We start from the raw sequence: 18,944 nt of genomic DNA, 5'->3' as shown, positions 1-18,944 counted from the left end.
CGTGAGGGCGAAAGGTTATTCCGGCTGACGCCGAGACTGATCCAGCAAACTACCTAAACTGGCCGCTTTGGGTTTTACCAACCAGAAGTGGCGCGCATAGTCGCTGAAGTCTTCCAAAATAGCCGCCCCACGGGCAGACCCTGTCGCAGCCACATAGGCTTCGATCATTTCGCGCAGGTGGCGACGATACGCCTCCATGGTTTCTGTATTGACGCGATGAATCTCGACCAGCTCGTGGTTGTACTTGTCCACGAAGGTACGCTCTTCATCCAGCACGTAGGCAAACCCACCGGTCATGCCTGCGCCAAAGTTCACCCCGGTCTCACCGAGCACACAGACCAAACCACCCGTCATGTACTCACAACAGTGGTCACCCGCGCCTTCGATTACCGCTGACGCGCCGGAGTTACGCACCGCAAAACGCTCCCCTGCCGTACCGGCCGCAAATAGCGTTCCCCCGGTAGCACCGTACAAGCAGGTATTGCCAATAATGGCAGTTTTATGGCTTTCAAACTGACTAACTTTCGGTGGCACAATGACAATACTGCCGCCGTTCATGCCTTTACCAACGTAATCGTTAGCGTCGCCTTCCAGGTAGAGGTTCAAGCCACGGGCATTCCACACACCGAAGCTCTGACCCGCCACCCCGGTAAAGCGAGCAGTGATCGGTGCATCTTCCAAACCTTCTTCGCCATAGCGCTTGGCGATCGCACCAGAGGTTAGGGCAGCCACGCTCCGATCACAGTTGGTGATGGTGAAATCGAACTCACCGCCCGACCGGTTTTCGATAGCGTCTTTCAACGCCGCCAGCACTTCCTGGTTCTTGGCGCCCGGGTCGTGAGGGATGTTACGGCTGACTTTACAGAACTGCGGCGCATCGCTCGGCACAAAGTCGTTCGCCAACAGCGGGGTAAGATCCAGGCTACGCTGCGACGCGGTATTACCTTCCAGTATTTCGAGCAGATCGGTACGCCCAATCAGATCCGTCAGTTTGCGCACGCCCAGAGCGGCCATCAATTCGCGCACTTCTTCAGCGATAAAGCGGAAGTAATTCTTGACCATATCCACGGTGCCGCGGAAATGCTCGCCGCGCAGGAAATCATCCTGCGTCGCGACCCCGGTGGCACAGTTATTCAGGTGGCAGATGCGCAAGTATTTACACCCCAGCGCCACCATCGGTGCGGTGCCGAAACCAAAACTCTCGGCACCTAGAATCGCGGCTTTTACCACATCCAAGCCGGTCTTCAAGCCACCATCCGTTTGCAAACGAATCTTGTCACGCAAGCCGTTGATACGCAGCGCCTGATGAACTTCGGGCAGCCCCAGCTCCCACGGCGAACCGGCATGCTTGATTGACGTTAGCGGGCTTGCCGCTGTACCGCCATCGTATCCGGAGACGGTAATCAGATCCGCATAGGCTTTGGCCACCCCGGTTGCGATCGTACCGATGCCCGGCTCGGACACCAGCTTGACCGACACCTGGGCATCCGGATTGACCTGCTTGAGGTCAAAAATCAGCTGAGCCAAGTCTTCGATAGAGTAAATATCGTGATGCGGTGGCGGTGAAATCAGCGTCACCCCTGGCACTGCGTGACGCAGTCTGGCAATCAACTGATTGACTTTACCGCCGGGCAACTGACCACCCTCACCGGGCTTGGCGCCCTGCGCCACCTTGATCTGCAGTACTTCGGCATTGACCAGATACGCCGGAGTGACGCCAAAACGCCCAGAGGCGATCTGCTTGATCTTGGAGCTGCGAATAGTCCCGTAGCGCGCCGGATCTTCGCCGCCTTCGCCTGAGTTGGAGCGACCACCCGACTCGTTCATCGCCTGGGCAAGCGCCTCGTGGGCTTCCGGCGAGAGGGCACCAATTGACATGCCCGCGCTGTCAAAGCGGGGCAACAGCTCTTCGATTGACTCCACTTCATCAATCGATAGTGGCGTTTCCACCGGTTTAAGCTTGAGCAAGTCACGAATGGTGGCGACCGGACGCTCGTTGACGAGCTGCGCAAACTTCTTCCACTTGGCGTAGCTGCCCTCTTGCACCGCCGCCTGCAGGGTCATCACCACATCGGGATTGTAAGCGTGGTACTCATGACCATGAACATACTTGAGCATGCCGCCCTGGGAAATCCCCTTGCGCGGCAACCAGGCGTCCTTGGCCAGTAGCGCTTGCTGCATCTGAAGCTCGGCAAAGCCAGCGCCCTGAATACGTGACGCCATACCCACAAAGCACAGATCCATGACCTCATCGGACAGCCCCACCGCTTCAAACAGCATCGAGCCACGGTAGGAAGCCAGCGTCGAGATCCCCATTTTCGACAGGATCTTGAACAGCCCCTTCTGCAGACCTTTGCGATAGTTTTCGCGTCCGTCAGCCGGATTGCCGGTGAGTTCGCCAACGCGGTACATGTCCGCCATGACCTGATAGGCAAGCCATGGATACACCGCAGTAGCGCCCACCCCAAACAAGACCGCCATCTGGTGTGCATCCCGCGCATAGCCGGTTTCCACCACGATATTGGCATTAGGGCGTAGCGCCAAACGACCTAACTGGGAGTGCACCGCCCCCACCGCCAGGGCGGCCTGGATTGGAATCAACCCTTTCTCCAGCTCAGCATCGGTAAGCACCAAGATGACCTTGCCTGCCTTCACCTGCTCTTCGGCCTCTTTGCACAGCGCTTTGAGCGCCTGATGCAAGCTCTGCTGCTCAGGATCGTAGCCCAGCGACAGCGTATGGCTGGCAAATGCCGGGTCATCCTGGCTGACCAGCGCGGTAAATTTGCGCGGTGACAACACTGGCGTGGTCAAAATCAAGCGATGCGCGTGTTCGGGCGTCGCCTTGAAAACGTTGAGCTCAGCACCACAGCAGGTTTCCAGCGACATCACGATCGCTTCGCGTAGCGGATCGATAGGCGGATTGGTCACCTGGGCAAATTTCTGCCGGAAAAAATCAGTCAACAAGCGCGGCCGACTGGACAGCACCGCCATCGGGGTATCGTCACCCATGGAGCCGACGGCTTCCTGGCCACTCTCGGCCAGCGGACGCAGCACCTGGTCGCGCTCTTCAAAGCTGACCTGGAACATCTTTTGTTGAACGTTTAGCGCATCAATATCCATGTTCTGGAAACGCGCAAGCTCGGTTAGCGCTGACTCCAGGTAGTTGGCTTCCTGCTTTAACCAGCGCTTGTAGGGGTAGGCAGATTTCAGCCGCTGATCGATATCATTGGTGTGCAGCACTTCGCCGGTTTGAGTATCCACGGCAAGCATTTGGCCTGGACCAACGCGGCCTTTAGCCACGACATCTTCCGGGCGGTAGTTGTAGGTGCCGATTTCCGACGCCAGCGTGATGTATCCATTTTTGGTCATCACCCAGCGGGCCGGGCGCAGGCCGTTACGGTCCAGCATACAGACCGCCTGACGACCATCGGTCATCACCACCCCAGCAGGGCCATCCCAAGGCTCCATGTGCATGGAGTTGTATTCGTAGAAGGCACGCAGCTCAGCGTCCATGGTTTCTACGTTCTGCCACGCCGGGGGCACCATCATGCGAACCGCACGGTGAAGCTCCATACCGCCGGTCAGCAGTACTTCCAGCATGTTATCCATACTGGAAGAGTCGGAGCCTGTGGTGTTAACAATCTCATCCAGCTCGGCGATATCGGGCAAGCGCTCGTTAACAAAGTTCGCCTTGCGCGAGTTCGCCCAGCCCCGGTTGGCCTCAATCGTGTTGATCTCACCGTTGTGCGCCAACAGCCGGAACGGCTGCGCCAGCGGCCAGCGAGGAGCGGTATTGGTCGAGAAGCGCTGGTGGAAAACGCAGATAGCGGTCTCCAGGCGCGGGTCATTCAGGTCTTTATAAAAGGCCGGAAGATCCTCCGGCATCACCAAGCCTTTATATGACACCACTTCAGATGACAGCGAGGCGACATAGAACTCCTCTTCATCGCGCAGCGTCTGCTCGGCACGGCGACGCGCCATATACAGGTCGACATCGAAGTGTTCGCCCTGGCCAGGCTCGACGAATAACTGGCGGATGCGCGGCAGGCAGTCGAGCGCCATGGGGCCACAAACGCTGGAATCAGTAGGCACGTCACGCCAGCCCAGCACATTGAGGCCACGCGCTTCAAGCTCTCGGGTCAGGGTATCGCGGGCTTTCGCTTCACGGGCGTCATCGTTGGGGAGAAATACCACGCCAACGGCAAATTTTTCGCCCAAGGTGGCATCAAACGCTTCTTTCGCCAGCGCCTGCATAAAAGCAGTGGGCATTTTTAGCAGCAGACCACAGCCGTCGCCAGTTTTTCCGTCGGCGGCGATACCGCCCCGATGGGTCATACATGTCAGGGATTCAATGGCAGTTTTCAGCAAATCGTGGCTAGCCTGGCCTTCCATATGGGCAATAAGGCCAAAACCACAGTTATCGCGAAACTCGCCAGGCTGGTGAAGACCTTTATTCATGGGCGTGCCTCTACTAGTCAGCGTATTTTTTTAGCAGCGTTCTTATGATATAAAGGTAGGTTTTTCTTTTTTTAAGATGCTTATAACCTACCCGAAGAAGGGTGTTTCCCACGATCGCTGCCGCAAGAAAATGGCCGCTCAGCATAGCGATTGGCAGCCACTTAGCGCAATGTCTCGTCACTCACAACGTTAGAGAAACCCTTTCCAAATCCTGTAGTTGCATGTTTGCTAAACAAAAAAATATATACACTTCAAACACTTGTAACCATACGAAACGTCTTTTTAGCATTTATTACATTCATTAAGACTTTAGTCTAAACATTCAAAAAACCCCATGCCGATGGCGCATAAGGCATACGGATTATCCAACTAAAGCCTGCCGAAGGCGGCGTATTTTATTAGCAAAGACACAAAAACCGGCAGCGCTTGCGTAGGTACCGCCGCCCTGCCGAACCGGATTATCAACAAAGGAAAGAAAGGTGTGCTTACATCATTCAGAGACGCGGGTAGTCATCCAACAGCGTACGAAGCACCTCAACGGGCGTGGCATCGCTAATGCAGGCATCGCCCAGGGCATTCAACAGCACCAGGCGCAGCTTGGCATCGACGTTTTTCTTATCCAGCCGCATACGGGCCAAAAAGTCGTCACTGGACATATTCGCCGGTGCAGCCAACGGCAGCTCAGCGCTTTCGATCACCGCCAGGCTGCGCGCCAGAGCCGCCTCATCGATCCACCCCAACCGCTGGGACAGCGTCGCGGCCATTGCCATGCCAGCCCCCACCGCCTCACCGTGCAGCCAGTTGCCATAGCCTTGGTGCGCCTCAATGGCATGACCAAAGGTATGGCCCAGGTTAAGCAGCGCCCTCACGCCCTGCTCGGTTTCGTCTTCGGCGACAATATCGGCTTTTATTTGGCAACTGCGCGCAATGGCCTCGGCCACAATGTCAGGCTCCACATTAAGTAGCGCTGTCATATGGGCTTCCAGCCAGCTTAAAAACGCTTCGTCACGAATCAGCCCGTACTTAATCACCTCGGCCAGACCGGCGGAGAGCTCACGGCGTGGCAGACTCTTAAGCGACTCAATATCCACCAGCACGGCGCGAGGCTGCCAGAAAGCGCCAATCATGTTTTTACCCAGTGGGTGGTTAACCCCGGTCTTCCCTCCCACCGATGAATCCACTTGGGAAAGCAGCGTGGTAGGCACCTGAATAAACGCGACGCCGCGCTGATAAGAGGCAGCGGCATAGCCGACCATATCGCCAATGACCCCGCCGCCCAAAGCAATTAACGTGCAGCGACGGTTGAAACCGGCTTCCAGCAGCGCGTCCCAAATGCGGCTGACCTGCTCAATAGATTTGTACTGCTCACCATCAGGCAATACCAGCGTGCGAACATCCAAATGATCCGGCAGATGGGCAGTCAGTGTTTCCAGATACAGTGGCGCGACAGTGTCGTTAGTGACGACCATCACCTGCTGCCCGGCCAAATAAGGCGTCAGCATATCGGGGTTTCCCAACAACCCGGTTCCAATATGAATCGGATAGCTGCGCTCATCTAACGCCACACGAAGAGTATGTTGCGCATTGGCTGTCGAGGTCATGACGATGCCTTATGGTTAAGCATTTTGGTTATGCGGTTTAGACGTAGGTGGCGGAGTGGTGGACTCAAGCGGGTCCACCAACCGCCGCACTCGACGTAAAATTTCATTCACCACCGCCCGTGGGCTGCGCCGGTCAGTACGCACCGCAATATCAGACGTTGCCCGATAGAGCGGATCGCGCTTGGCAAACATATCGTTCAGCACTTGTTCGCGATTATCGCACTGCAGCAGTGGCCGATTACGATCTTTAGCGGTCCGCTTAAGCTGCTGGTCGACGGTAGTCAACAAATACACCACCGTGCCGCGCTCACGCAGTGCGCGGCGATTTTCTTCGCGCAACACCGCGCCGCCGCCTGTCGCCATCACTACCGATGAGAGTTTGGTTAACTCATCAATCATGTGAATTTCACGCTGACGAAAGCCCTGCTCGCCCTCGACATCAAAAATCCACGGGATGTCTGCCCCACAGCGGTCCTGTATGGCGTGGTCGCTATCATAAAATTGGCGCGAAAGCTCAGCCGCCAGCAGGCGGCCAATGGTGCTTTTGCCAGCCCCCATGGGGCCAATGAGAAATAAATTGGGTAAATCCTGCATCAGCGAACCGTTAAGCCATCGTCTAGGAGTCGTGGAGTAATAAAGACTAGCAACTCTACCTTCTCATTGCTCTCTTCGGTATAGCGAAACAGTCTACCCAGTAAAGGAATATCACCCAACAGCGGTGTTTTAGCGATTTGACGCAGCTCTTCGGTGGTTAAAATCCCCCCTAGCACCACCGTTTGGCCGTTATCCACCAGCACCTGGGTTTCAATGGTATTGGTGTCTATCGGCGGCTCGCCGCCAAACTCGGATTCACGAAAACTGTCGTTCTTGATCACCAGATCCATGATAATCCGGTTATCGGGGGTAATCTGTGGGGTGACTTCCAACGACAGTACCGCCTCTTTGAACTCCGTATCGGGGTTGTCGTTGCCATCCACACTTTGGAAGGCGCGCTCTTCACCCTGGCTGATACGTGCCGTTCGTTGGTTGGCGGTAATAATACGCGGTTGCGAAATGGTCTGGCTTTTCCCTTCGCTTTCCAGCGCTCGAAGTTCCAAATCCAGCAAGATATCGCCTGATAAATAACCAAAGCTAAAGCCTGTACCCGGCCCAGTGGCTGCGCCTAAATCTACGGCTAAACCGCCTTGTGCTCGATTGATGCCGTTAGGGTTGATATCCCGTCGACTGAAGGTACCGTCCGCTCCTTCCTGGAAGCCCCGCGTACTCGACATGCCCCAGTTAACCCCAAGCTCGCGTGAGGCGGTGTCTCTTGCAATGACAATGCGAGCCTCTATTTGCACTTGCCGAACAGCAACATCCAATCGATCGATGGTTCGCACGATGTCGCTCACTTGCTCGGCGGTATCCTGCACCAGCAGCGTATTAGTGCGGTTATCGACGCTTACCCGGCCGCGCTCGGTGAGCAGCCCAAAGCCGTCGCCGCCACGCAGCAGCTGGGCTAAATCCTCGGCCCGTGCGTACTTGATCTCGATAAATTCCGTGACCAGTGGCGATAGCGTTTCGCGCTGGTTACGCGCTTCCAATTCCTGACGCTCTAAATCCGCCAGCTCACTGGCGGGCGCTACCACAATCACATTGCCCTGCTCGCGACTCGACAACCCTTGACTTTGAAGTATCAGTGCTAACGCCTGATCCCAGGGAACATCGTTTAAATTGAGCGTCACACGTCCGGTCACGCTGTCACTGGCGACTAAGTTCAATCCGGTAAATTCAGCCAGCGTCGCCAGTACCGAGCGTACTTCGATATCCTGGAAATTAAGGCTTAAGCGCTCTCCGCTAAAACGCTCGCCTGTCGCCTGGGTAGGGGATGCTTCCTGGCTGGCGGGCTGCACTTCCACGGTCAGCGTGCGGCCTTGCTGCGAGGAGATCATCGCGTAAGCCCCCTGAGTCGCGATCGCCAACCGTGTATCGCCCTGACGGGAGCTAGGGGTAATACGCGTTATCGGCGTAGCAAAATCAGTGACATCGTAGATTTGGTTCAGCGAATCAGGAATCGCCACATCCTGCAGTTCCACCAACACTTGGTCAGGGCCACCCTCACGCACATCTGCCTCGACACCGGCGCGGTCAAACGTGACCACTAACCGACCGGCTCCGTCGGCGCCCCGGCGAAAATCAATATTCTCAATCTGCGGTCCTTCCGCCGTTTCAAGCCCTTCTGAAGAGAGCCCGGTTGAAGATGGGCTGGCTTGAGAAGGCGCTGAAGCAGGGTTTGGCTCTTCCGCGGCAAACGTGAGTCGGAGGCGGTCACCCTGAACGCTGGAACTAAATACTCGAGGTTCACTGAGATTAACCACTAAACGCGTACGGCCGTTACCTTCCACCGCGGTCACTTGTTCAACGCCACCGCTGCCAACAGTGAGCCGTCGATTGGCAAGGCCACTTTGTGTAGCTGCCAGATCCAACGCGACTCTTGGCGGCGACTCCAAGCGGTAGCTACGCAGCTCAGGTACCCCTCCTGTAAAGCGAAGATCAAGATGAACGCCGCCATTGGTGGTGGAATCGACCTCAATATCGGTCAATACCGCCGCCGCTGCCAACGCTGGCAACAGCAAATAGAGGGCGGCGATGGCCATCAAGAGTGTGTTTCGCCAAGCTGTCACTGCCATAAGCTAATATCCGCTAACTGATAATAAGACCGCGCGACGCATACGCAGCACTAATTGCACGCTTCGGGTAAACGTATCGAAGCGCTTTCTGTCACGCCTGCATCGACAATCAATGCAAGGTGGCTTTTCCGCTTTGCGTATTCTATTCATCCGGCGTGCGCTCCGCATTAAGCGCAAGCGTTACTTCTCGCTCTTGCCATCCTTCACGCTGAGTAAAGACACGCTCGACCACTAGAACCTCTTGGGCGCCTATGTCGGCAATACGGCCATAATCGGTGCCCATATAGTTGCCTTGTTTTACGCTGGTGACGCTGCCATCAGGCGACGCAATCATCGCTACCTGGCGCCCCGCCATGCGCATCGTACCCACCAATCGAAGCTCTTGAAGCGGAAAGCTTTCCAGCGGCTCTGGGGTGCGCTGTCTATCCGGCGCAAGAGCCCCTTCGTTTCGGTTGGCACTGCCCTGAGTGATGGCTTCCGGGGGCAAAAAAGGACTACGACCATCGCTATGCACATAGCGCACATCCTGATGCTCGGGCAACGCGACAGCGACAGTGGGAGGCTGCCCGACCGGCGACTGGCGAATATCTGCCAGTGTTTGCTCCAACTGCCCCAGGTTGGTCTCTGAACACCCCGTCAGCAGCGCAAAAAAGGTCATCACGATGAGCGCCCGTGTCATCCGTAGCGTCGCTTGACTGCTATTCATTGCGCACCCGCCTCTTCAGTAGGCAGGGAATCGCTCTCCTCGACATAGCGATAGGTGCGAGCTAATAGTGAAAGACGCAGCGTTTCTCCACGCCCTTCGACGGGCTCTAAACTAAAATCGTGCTGGGTCACCATGCGCGACAGGGACGCGATATCGGCAACAAAACGCGCCAGTTGGTGATAGTCGCCACGTACCTGAATATCCAGCGGTTGTTCGATATAGTCAGCCTGGGCAAGCGTCGGGCGCAAGCGAATCGTTTCGATGGTCAAACGGTTCTCGACGGCCGCATCGCTTATGCTATCAAGCAGCGAGGGGATTTCCGCATCGGTGGGGAGCATGGTACGCAACTGCGCTACCTGAGCCTCCAACGCCGCCAGCTTCTCGCGCATTTCAGGCAAGAAGGCGGCTTCCGACACTTTGCTGCGGTACTCACCCAACAGTCTGATCTCTTGGCGTTGAGCTTCCCTAAATGCCTCGCGGTGCTCGCTCCCCACAAACCAGATCATCACGCTCAAGGCGACTATAAGTGCCAGACAGCAGCATGCCACCTTCAGCAGAAACGGCCAGCCACCCGCCTCTTTAACGTCCAGCCCCTGCCAGTCAACTTCGCGCAAACGCCGCCACTCGATCGCCCACTGCTCACGGCTAATCTTCATGGCGCCGACTCCTGCCCAGACAGCGGAATCGCCTCTACCGTTTGCATCACATCAAAACGGAACACGCGGCCAGTCCCGTTTTGGGCGCCCTCCACCGCTGACAGCGAAGGCACACCCAGCCCAGGCAAGGCCGCTATGCGGCGCAACTGCTCGGAAACCTGTCGTTCACTGCCCGCCAGCGCCGTCACGCTGACGTTATTACCGCTTTTCGATAAGCGTTGATATATAACGCCGTTGGCGACACTGTCGGCTATGTCGTTGAATAGCTGTACGGTATCGGTTCGTTCGGCCGCCAGCGTTTGAAACACTGCAATCTGATCCACCAAGCGCTCGGCGGCGCTGGCGTAACGAGATACCCCATCAATATCGCTTTCCAAGCGCTCAATATGCTCACTAATGAGGGCGTTACGCTGCTGTTGAGCGGCTAACTTGAGCTGATAAAGGTGGGAAACTAACAGACCAAGCACCACCCCCAACGCCAGCATGGCGGCGACCACCAAATAGAATTCCCGTGTTCTACGCTCGCGCTGGGCTTCCCGCCAGGGCAGCAGGTTAATCGTCATACTCATTGGCTAACTCTCATTGACTAACTCTCATCGCCAAGCCACCCGCCGTTAGCATGGCCGGAGCATCGTTGGTCAACGCTTCAAGATTTAAGCGTTTATTAACCCGCATACGCTGGAAAGGGTTGGCAATGGTGACCGACATACCACTATCGTCTGCAATTCGCTCGGCTAGCCCTGGTATCACGCTCGACCCACCCGCGAGCACAATATGCTGTACCTCTTGCTGACGCCCGGCGGTGTAATAAAGTTGTAGCGAGCGCCCCACCTGCTGCACCACGGTTTCCAGAAAAGGATTGAGCACACGCTCATGGTAATCGTCCGGCAGTCCGCCGCGCTTTTTGGCAAACCCCGCCTCATCCATACTCAAGGCGTATCGGTCGCGAATCGCATCGGTAAGCTGACGTCCGCCAAACACGGTGTCACGGGTATAAACAATGTGGCCGCCCCGAACCACGTGAAAAGCGTTCATGTTGGCGCCAATATCCACCAACCCCACGCAGGCAGCGGGGTCATTGTCTACGTTTAGCTGGCGTCGCAGTTCGGCTAATGAACGCTCCATCGCAAAGGTTTCAACGTCCACTGCGGCTGGCTCCAGGCCAGCACGCTCCAGCGTTTCCGTTAGCTGCGTGACATCCTGCTGGCGACAAGCGACCAGCACGACCTGCTGCTGCTCACTATCAAACGCAGCAGGTCCAAGACATTGAAAATCAAACGCGACCTCATTGAACGGAAAAGGAATATGACGGTCTGATTCGGCCACAATACGCTCTTCGATCTCTTCTTCGCTTAGCCCAATGGGAAAACTCAGCGTTTTAGTGATAGCCGCACTAGCGGGAACGGCCACCGCCGCTTTGCGGGTAGAGGGTTTAGCATGTTCCACTGCACGACTTAGTACGCTGGCCACATCGTCGATATCACGGATACGCCGCTCGACCACGGCACCTTCGCGTAATGGCCGCACGGCATAGCTTTCTACTTGGTAATTATCGTGGCACTGTTTTAATTCAAGCAGCTTCACGGTCGCCGACGTAATATCGACGCCGATCAATCCTTTACCAGGTCTTAGAAAGCGCATGTTAGGTTCAGCTCCACCGGCTTATCGCGTGGTCTGAGGTTACATGATTTTTAGTTAAGTCACACGCGAACGAACTTACCGCATATCAACACTGGTGGCCGCCGCCTCAGCTTCCTATAATGGCAGCCAATGACATGATACGGCCGTTTAGCTGCCGATCTTTTATTCTCCCCAGGGTGCTCTTTTTACATGACGTTTCTTCGAACCCTTATTGTGACGCTGTTTTTCCTCATCGTATCGTTGGTAGGGGCTACCGCCCTGGCAGTGGTCGGTGCCGCTATCTACTTCGCCCCTGGGCTCCCCGATGTACGCCAACTGCAAGATTTTGACCTTCACACCCCGCTACGCATTTTTACCCAAGATGGTAAATTGATCGGCGAATTTGGTGAAGAGCGCCGTACAGCGGTCGATTTTGACGATATCCCCCAGGATATGGTCAATGCGCTGATTGCGGCAGAGGACGCCAGCTACTTTGACCACGCCGGTGTCGATCCCCGTGGTTTAGCCAGGGCCGCGGTCGAACTGGTACAGAGCGGCGGTTCCATTCAGTCCGGCGGCTCGACGATTACCATGCAGGTCGCGCGTAACTACATGCTGACGCTTGACCAGACGTTTACGCGTAAAATCCGCGAAATCTTGCTCGCCCTGCAAATGGAACAGGTGCTCGACAAAGAGGAAATCTTCGAGCTTTACGTGAACAAGATCTTCCTGGGCAACCGTGCCTATGGCATTGCCGCTGCGTCTGAAACCTATTATGACAAACCGCTCGCCGAGCTTAGCCTGGCGGAAACGGCCATGATAGCGGGCTTGCCCAAGGCACCCTCCGCGTTTAATCCGCTGGCCAACTCAGAGCGCTCGCTGATTCGTCGTAACTGGATTCTCTTTCGCATGCGCGAACTGGATTATATCGACGACGCGACGTATCAAGCAGCGGTTCAGAACCCGGTCACTGCTCGCCGCCACTTTATCCAAGCCGAAGTTGATGCCGCCTACGTGTCTGAAATGGCACGCCAGTATGCAGTTGAGCGTTTTGGCGACGAGGCCTATACCGGTGGCTATCGCATCTATACCACCATTGATAGCGAGCTACAGCCGTTTGCCCGTCAAGCACTGGCCAACGGGCTAACCGACTACGACCTGCGCCACGGCTGGCGCGGGCCGGAACAGAGCGACATTGCCGCCAGCCTCGTTGAAGCGCAGGAGCAAACAACCACCCAGGGCCTGGAAGAGGAACTTTCCGAGTCACCTGAAATTCGTCAAACCGCCCGTCAGGCCGCACAACGCAGCCAGACAGAAGTGGAAGGTATCGAAGGCGATGTCAGCAACTGGGTTCAAGTACTTGAGCGCACGCCTAACTACGGCCTGCTCAAGCCCGCCATTGTCGTCGAGAGCAGCGGTCGGGAAATGCAGGTACTGACCCGCGGCGGTGAACTTCAAACCATCGCCTGGGAAGGTTTGAACTGGGCGCGTCCTTACCTGAGCCCACGTAGCCGCGGTGCCGAACCAAGCTCAGCGGAGGCCATTGCCACACGCGGCGATATGGTCCGTGTCATTGAGAATGACGATGGCTCATTACGCCTATCACAGCGCCCCAATGTTGAAGGTTCGCTGGTGGCTCAAGACCCTAGAACAGGCGCTATCCTGGCGCTCCAGGGTGGCTTGGACTTTAATGCCAGCAAGTTCAACCGGGCGGTACAGGCACAGCGCCAGTCGGGTTCTATCTTCAAGCCGTTTATTTACTTAGCGGCTCTTGAGGATGGCGAGATGAATGCGGCCAGCGTCGTTAACGACTCACCGGTGGTGCTCGACGACGGCAGCAACTCTCTATGGCGCCCCGTCAACTCCAGCCGTGACTTCCAAGGTCCTATGCGTTTACGCCCAGCGCTTGCCCGGTCGCGTAACCTGGTGACGATCCGCGTGCTCCAGACAATGGGGTTAGACCATACGATTGCGTATCTTGAAGGATTTGGCTTCTCGCCAGACCGCTTACCGCATGGTCTGTCGCTAGCTTTAGGCAGCGCGAGTTTGACGCCCATGGAGATGACTAACGCTTACGCGGTATTGGCCAATGGTGGTTTCCAGGTATCTCCCTGGTTCATTCAACGGGTAACCAGCGACAACGATACCGTTATCATCGATGAAGCAACCCCTCAAGTGGCCTGCCCAAGCTGTGCCGAAGATCAGGAAACAGTGGAAATTGATGGGCGCGAATACCCCATTGCGAAGCGAGTAGCTGATCCGGCCGCCGTGTATATTCTGCGCGATATGCTGCGTGACGTCATCACGTCGGGCACGGGGCGCGGTGCGCTCAGCCTGAACCGTGACGATATCGTGGGTAAAACCGGCACCACTAACAGCCAGCGTGACGCTTGGTTTGCAGGCTTCAACAGCGACCTCGTCACCACGGTATGGGTGGGCAAGGACAGTAACGAAACCATTGCCGAATATGGTTCGAATGCTGCTCTGCCGATCTGGGTGGAGTTTATGGGCGATGCCCTTGAAGGGACACCCAGCGCCCTGCCCGAGCGCCCGGATACCATTGTCACCGCGCTCGTAGACCCCGGCACTGGTCGTCGCCTTCAGGACAATCAATCGGGCGGTATCAGTGAACTGTTTCACCGAGACCACTTGCCGGACTTCCAGCAGCGCCGTATCAGCCGTGAGCTGGAAGAGGCCAGCGGCTCGCAGGGATCCGCTACCGCCGAGTCGATCTTCTAACGTCGGTCTTCTAGTGTCTGTTTTTAAATAAGCGACTTACCTCGCCCCAAGGCCCGGCAATACCAAGGCCCGACAATATAGTCCGGGCCTGAAACGACTGAACCCCACCTAGGTGGGGTTCAGTCGTTTTAAGGCGCCACGTTTATAACCGCTCACCAAGGGCTTGCAAAAATGCCTCGGCCACCTCGCGTTCGAAGCGGTAATAGGTCCATTGACCAACGCGGGTCGAGGAGACCAACCCCGCACGGGAAAGCGTAGAAAGGTAAAGCGAGATGGTCGGCTGGGAGAGGCCAGCTTTCTCGCGAATATGGCTGACACAGATACCGCCCGGCGGCGCGGTGTCCTTCTGCGGCGGGAAGTGGCGTTCCGGCTCTTTCAGCCAGGTCAAGATGTCGAGACGCACCGGATTGGCCAGCGCGCTTAAAACGGAATTGATATCCATGATCACAGCCGTTCGTTGATGGCGAGATCATTATACGCTTTCACGAGCAGGCTGCCGAGGCAGCCTGCTGACAGTCGATCAACGTACTAAGCTATCCAGCGCACTGCGGTCAAAATCAGACAGTTCTTCAAGGCGACCATCGCGTACCTTGCTGGCCCACTGCGGGTCGGAGAGTAACGCACGACCAATGGCAACCAGATCAAAGTCATTACGCGCACGCCACATGGCCAACTCTTCTACATTGACACGGCTTTTGGAGGTGGGGTCTTCGGTGCGGGTAAAGTGCCCGGTACGGAAAGTCGTGTCGAGCCCGACACTGCCGACGGCGATGACGGGCTTGCCGGTCAGTTCGCGTGTCCAGGTCGCTATCGTCTTGCTGCTACCAGCAAAGCCCGGCTCCCAGATACGCCGCGTGCTGGCGTGAAAGATATCCACGCCGTCATCGGCCAGAGGCTTGAGAATCTCACCCAGCGCTTCGGGTGTTTCGGCAATGATGGCGTCGTAGTCAGAGAGTTTCCACTGCGAGAAACGGAAAATAATCGGAAAGTCAGGGCCGACAGCTTCGCGCACGGTCCGCACGATCAAGCGCGGAAAACGCAGACGATTTTCCACGCTGCCGCCATAGGCATCGGTACGCTGATTGCTTTCAGGCCACAGGAACTGATCGATGAGGTAGCCATGGGCACCGTGTAGTTCGATACCATCGAAGCCGAGACGCTGCGCATCCAGCGCGGCACGAGCAAACGAGGCCGCCACCTCCAGGATGTCGTCTTCGCTCATCGCCTGGACGACCTCAATCCCTTCTTCAACAATAGCCATTGGCCCAAAGCCGGGGGCGCTGCTGTCTGGTTCAACACCTGGGCGACGTTCGCGACCGACATGCCACAGCTGCGGAACAATCTTGCCACCGGCCGTGTGAACGCCTTCCACTACGCGCTGCCAACCTGCCAGCGCCTGTGAGCCATGAAAGGCGGGCACGTCCGGGTAGCCGTTGGCACCGGGGTGATCAATATAGGTACCTTCGGTAATGATTAGCCCCACGTCGCCTTCAGCGCGACTTTTATAGTAGGCCGCCACGTCCTCTCCTGGAACGCCTGCAGGTGACTGATTGCGGGTCATGGGGGCCATGGCAATGCGGTTTTTTAGTGTCATGGGACCCACGGTAAAGGGCTCAAAAAGTGGCGCGGCCAACACCTGTGCGGGTGATGTCATGTCAAACTCCTTTGTATATAGAGATATTTCAATATATATAAACACAAAGACCCTAGGCATGACAACCGCCGCCCTCCTGCATGGCTGTGAACAGTTCTTGAGGCAAGCTTTTGGGAACAGTCCTTGTGATCAGTTCTTGAGAGCAGACATTGAGAACAGGGCTTGTGCAAGGTGGCAATAATACAAAAGGCCCGGAGATTAGCTCTCCGGGCCTTTATTGCTGCTTGCTATTGATTAGTTATACTTTACTGTCAATCGCTAGCCGCTAATGGGGGTGGCCGAGGCTTCACGCTTGCTGGCCAACCAATTCGCGCCAATGGCAGCAATCATAACGACCACGCCGGCAATCTCGCTGAGTAGGCTGGGATAGAACACCGCAATGATCGCCGCCGTAATGGCGATGCGCGGCAGCCACGCCATGCGCGTAAACAGATAGCCCTCCAACGCCGCGGCAAACGCCCCCAACGCCAATATGGCAATCAGAGCGTTCCAGATGACCAGCGGCACCGGGCCACCCATGATGATCTCTGGATTGAAGACCATAAACAGCGGAATCAGGTAGAGCCCCTTGGCAAACTTCCACGCCTGAAAGCTGGTTTCCATTGGCTTGCTGCCCGCAATCGCCGCTCCGGCAAAGCCTGCCAAGGCAATGGGCGGGGTCACATTGGAGTCCTGGGAGTACCAGAACACCACCAGGTGGGCGACCAGCAGTGGAATACCAAATTCCTGAGTAAGCGCAGGCCCGACGAGCACGATCAATACGATATAGCTGGCGGTTACCGGCAAGCCCATACCCAGCACAAGACTGGCTAACAGCACCATGACCAGCGCCAATATAATATTGCCACCAGAAAACGCCAACATCATGGAGGAGAACTTCAGCCCCAGGCCGGTGAGACCCACGATACCGACAATAATCCCGGCCACAGCACAGGCCATGGAGACCGCGACCGCATTGCGCGCGCCCAGCTCCAACCCCTCGATCAGCTTGGCAAAGCCTGCGCGTATCACATTTTTGACCGCCGTTGCGGTCACCGGCTCACCTTGGCGTGGCGCCACAAAGAAGAACCAGAGTACATAGCGAATTACCGCCACCGCCACGATAGTGACCACGGCATAGTAGCCTACCCGCATGGGCGACATACTCATCGCCAGCAGCCATACCAGCACCGCCAGCGGCAGCAGGAAGTGCCAGCCATCTTTCATCACCTGGCGCATTTGGGGGAGTTCGTGTTTAGGCAGCCCCTGCATCCCCTGTTTAAGGGCAATGATATGGACAAACAGGTAAACCGTGGCGAAATACATGATTGCCGGCAGAATGCTGACTTTGACGATATCCAGATACGGGGTGTTGGTGTACTCCGCAATCAAGAACGCCCCAGCACCCATTAACGGCGGCATGATTTGTCCGCCGGTAGACGCCGCGGCCTCAATACCGCCCGCCTGCTTGGCCTTGTAACCCAGCTTTTTCATCAGCGGAATCGTAAACGCACCGGTGGTGACCACGTTAGCAATCGCACTACCGGAAATAGACCCCATGCCCGCCGATGCCAATACCGCTGCTTTCGCCGGCCCGCCACGCTGCCGCCCGGTAGCGGCATAGGCCATATCGATAAAGAATTTACCGGCCCCAGTGCACTCCAGAAAGGCGCCAAACAACACGAAAATAAAGATATAGGTTGCCGCCACACCTAGCGGCAGGCCAAAGATGCCTTCTTGGCCGAGATACAGCTGGCCGGCTACCCGGTCAAACGTATAGCCCCGGTGCTCGAGAATGCCGGGCATCCACTCTCCCAGCCAGGGCAGTTCGCCGCGCGGCCCGGCAAAGGCATACACAATCGCCAGCAGACCAATCACCGTCATGCCAAACCCCACCGCTCGGCGACTGGCTTCCAGAACCGTCACCGTGGCAATACAGGCGACCAGAATATCAGTGCTGTTCCAAAAACCTGCGCGGCTAAAAATCTCATCCAGGTTAAACACCAGGTAGCCACCGGTTAATACCGCCCCGGCTAGAAACAGCAGGTCAAGCCCCCACCCTACAACGCCCCGCTTACGTGTCGGGCCAAAGGCTGGAAACATTAAAAACGCCAGCATCATGATCAATGCCAGGTGAATACTACGCTGATAAAACAGCCCTAACGGCTGAATGCCAGCAGAATAAAGCTGAAACAGGGAAAGACCCACCGCCACAATGGTGATCGACCACAACACCATGCGGGGTTGAATCGCATTACCGCCCGGCATCACGCTGGACGGTTGCTTGGATTCGTTCATGAAGTCCTCGGAAGCGTTAACTAATGTCGTTTTTATTCACGCGGGGATGCGTGAGGGTTGATCAACTCAATGGTCACGCGTTGCCCGGCAGCGTGCTCACTTAGGCTCACGGTCGCATGCTCACCGCCTGGCCATACCACACGATGATTAACAGCCTGTGACCCTACCCTCAATACATAGCGGTTATTTGCTACAGGCTCGTTAATGGCGTTAATCCAATAACCGCCTTCGCCGTCTGACACCTGCTCGCCGCGGCCAAAGATATGCCCAAGCCCTGCGGCAAAATCGGGTTGATGGCTACGCTCCAATTGCATGACGCCTGCTACGTTACGATAACAATCCAACACCGTGAAATGCTCGACCGAATGTTGCCATCGAATACACCAGCGACCGCCAGCAGGCACGGCCTCGTCCACCAGTATATCGCCCTGTTCGGTCACCACGGCTAAACGCATAAACGTTGACGCCGAAGCAGGGGAAGCCCCCACTTCGGCGAACAGACAACCTGCTATCAGTAGCGCCACCAGTCGTTGTTGCCACTGCATGGCTATATCCTTCAATGAC

General features: G+C 56.4%; 13 protein-coding genes. 1 reads left to right on the top strand and 12 read right to left on the bottom strand.

Going from position 1 to position 18,944, the window contains the following annotated elements:
• Positions 1 to 15 precede the first annotated feature (15 nt).
• The 8 genes from gltB to pilM all read right to left on the bottom strand — a co-directional run bounded on the left by gltB (position 16) and on the right by pilM (position 11,731).
• Entirely contained in the window at positions 16 to 4,458 is a 4,443-nt protein-coding gene (gene gltB, locus ACFFLD_RS06315) for a glutamate synthase large subunit (RefSeq protein WP_386038219.1), read from the bottom strand.
• 494 nt (positions 4,459 to 4,952) lie between these two features.
• The gene (gene aroB, locus ACFFLD_RS06310) at positions 4,953 to 6,059 is read right to left on the bottom strand and encodes a 3-dehydroquinate synthase (protein WP_386038216.1); all 1,107 of its coding nucleotides are present in this window, start codon (positions 6,057 to 6,059) and stop codon (positions 4,953 to 4,955) included.
• Between the two features lie 15 nt (positions 6,060 to 6,074).
• Complete coding sequence (aroK, locus tag ACFFLD_RS06305) at positions 6,075 to 6,653, bottom strand: shikimate kinase AroK (RefSeq protein ID WP_386038213.1); 579 nt, start codon at positions 6,651 to 6,653, stop codon at positions 6,075 to 6,077.
• Positions 6,653 to 8,728 (bottom strand): type IV pilus secretin PilQ, encoded by a 2,076-nt coding sequence (pilQ, locus tag ACFFLD_RS06300; RefSeq protein ID WP_386038210.1) that lies wholly within the window; start codon positions 8,726 to 8,728, stop codon positions 6,653 to 6,655. The genes aroK and pilQ overlap by 1 nt, the downstream gene beginning before the upstream one ends.
• A 142-nt stretch (positions 8,729 to 8,870) precedes the next feature.
• Positions 8,871 to 9,434, bottom strand: a complete 564-nt coding sequence (locus tag ACFFLD_RS06295; RefSeq protein WP_386038207.1) for a pilus assembly protein PilP — start codon at positions 9,432 to 9,434, stop codon at positions 8,871 to 8,873.
• Complete coding sequence (locus ACFFLD_RS06290; protein WP_386038204.1) at positions 9,431 to 10,090, bottom strand: type 4a pilus biogenesis protein PilO; 660 nt, start codon at positions 10,088 to 10,090, stop codon at positions 9,431 to 9,433. The genes ACFFLD_RS06295 and ACFFLD_RS06290 overlap by 4 nt, the downstream gene beginning before the upstream one ends.
• Complete coding sequence (locus ACFFLD_RS06285) at positions 10,087 to 10,659, bottom strand: PilN domain-containing protein (RefSeq protein ID WP_386038201.1); 573 nt, start codon at positions 10,657 to 10,659, stop codon at positions 10,087 to 10,089. Before ACFFLD_RS06285 ends, ACFFLD_RS06290 begins: the two co-directional genes overlap by 4 nt.
• Positions 10,660 to 10,669: 10 nt before the next feature.
• Positions 10,670 to 11,731, bottom strand: a complete 1,062-nt coding sequence (gene pilM, locus ACFFLD_RS06280) for a type IV pilus assembly protein PilM (protein ID WP_386038198.1) — start codon at positions 11,729 to 11,731, stop codon at positions 10,670 to 10,672.
• A gap of 189 nt (positions 11,732 to 11,920) precedes the next feature.
• Between pilM and ACFFLD_RS06275 the strand changes: the two genes are divergently transcribed.
• Positions 11,921 to 14,449 (top strand): penicillin-binding protein 1A, encoded by a 2,529-nt coding sequence (locus tag ACFFLD_RS06275; RefSeq protein ID WP_386038195.1) that lies wholly within the window; start codon positions 11,921 to 11,923, stop codon positions 14,447 to 14,449.
• 142 nt (positions 14,450 to 14,591) lie between these two features.
• Here ACFFLD_RS06275 and ACFFLD_RS06270 read toward each other — a convergent pair whose 3' ends face one another.
• The 4 genes from ACFFLD_RS06270 to ACFFLD_RS06255 form a co-directional block, all read right to left on the bottom strand.
• Positions 14,592 to 14,891, bottom strand: coding sequence for an ArsR/SmtB family transcription factor (locus tag ACFFLD_RS06270; protein WP_386038192.1), 300 nt, complete (start codon positions 14,889 to 14,891; stop codon positions 14,592 to 14,594).
• Positions 14,892 to 14,969: 78 nt separating this feature from the next.
• Complete coding sequence (locus ACFFLD_RS06265) at positions 14,970 to 16,103, bottom strand: NADH:flavin oxidoreductase (RefSeq protein WP_386038189.1); 1,134 nt, start codon at positions 16,101 to 16,103, stop codon at positions 14,970 to 14,972.
• A gap of 258 nt (positions 16,104 to 16,361) precedes the next feature.
• Entirely contained in the window at positions 16,362 to 18,380 is a 2,019-nt protein-coding gene (locus ACFFLD_RS06260) for a TRAP transporter permease (RefSeq protein WP_386038186.1), read from the bottom strand.
• 32 nt (positions 18,381 to 18,412) lie between these two features.
• Complete coding sequence (locus tag ACFFLD_RS06255) at positions 18,413 to 18,925, bottom strand: DUF1850 domain-containing protein (protein WP_386038183.1); 513 nt, start codon at positions 18,923 to 18,925, stop codon at positions 18,413 to 18,415.
• Positions 18,926 to 18,944: the final 19 nt, after the last annotated feature.

The sequence above is a fragment of the Vreelandella sulfidaeris genome (genome assembly GCF_042429665.1).
In the GTDB taxonomy this organism is placed as follows: Bacteria; Pseudomonadota; Gammaproteobacteria; order Pseudomonadales; family Halomonadaceae; genus Vreelandella.
This window is presented reverse-complemented; position numbering and strand designations above follow the sequence as displayed.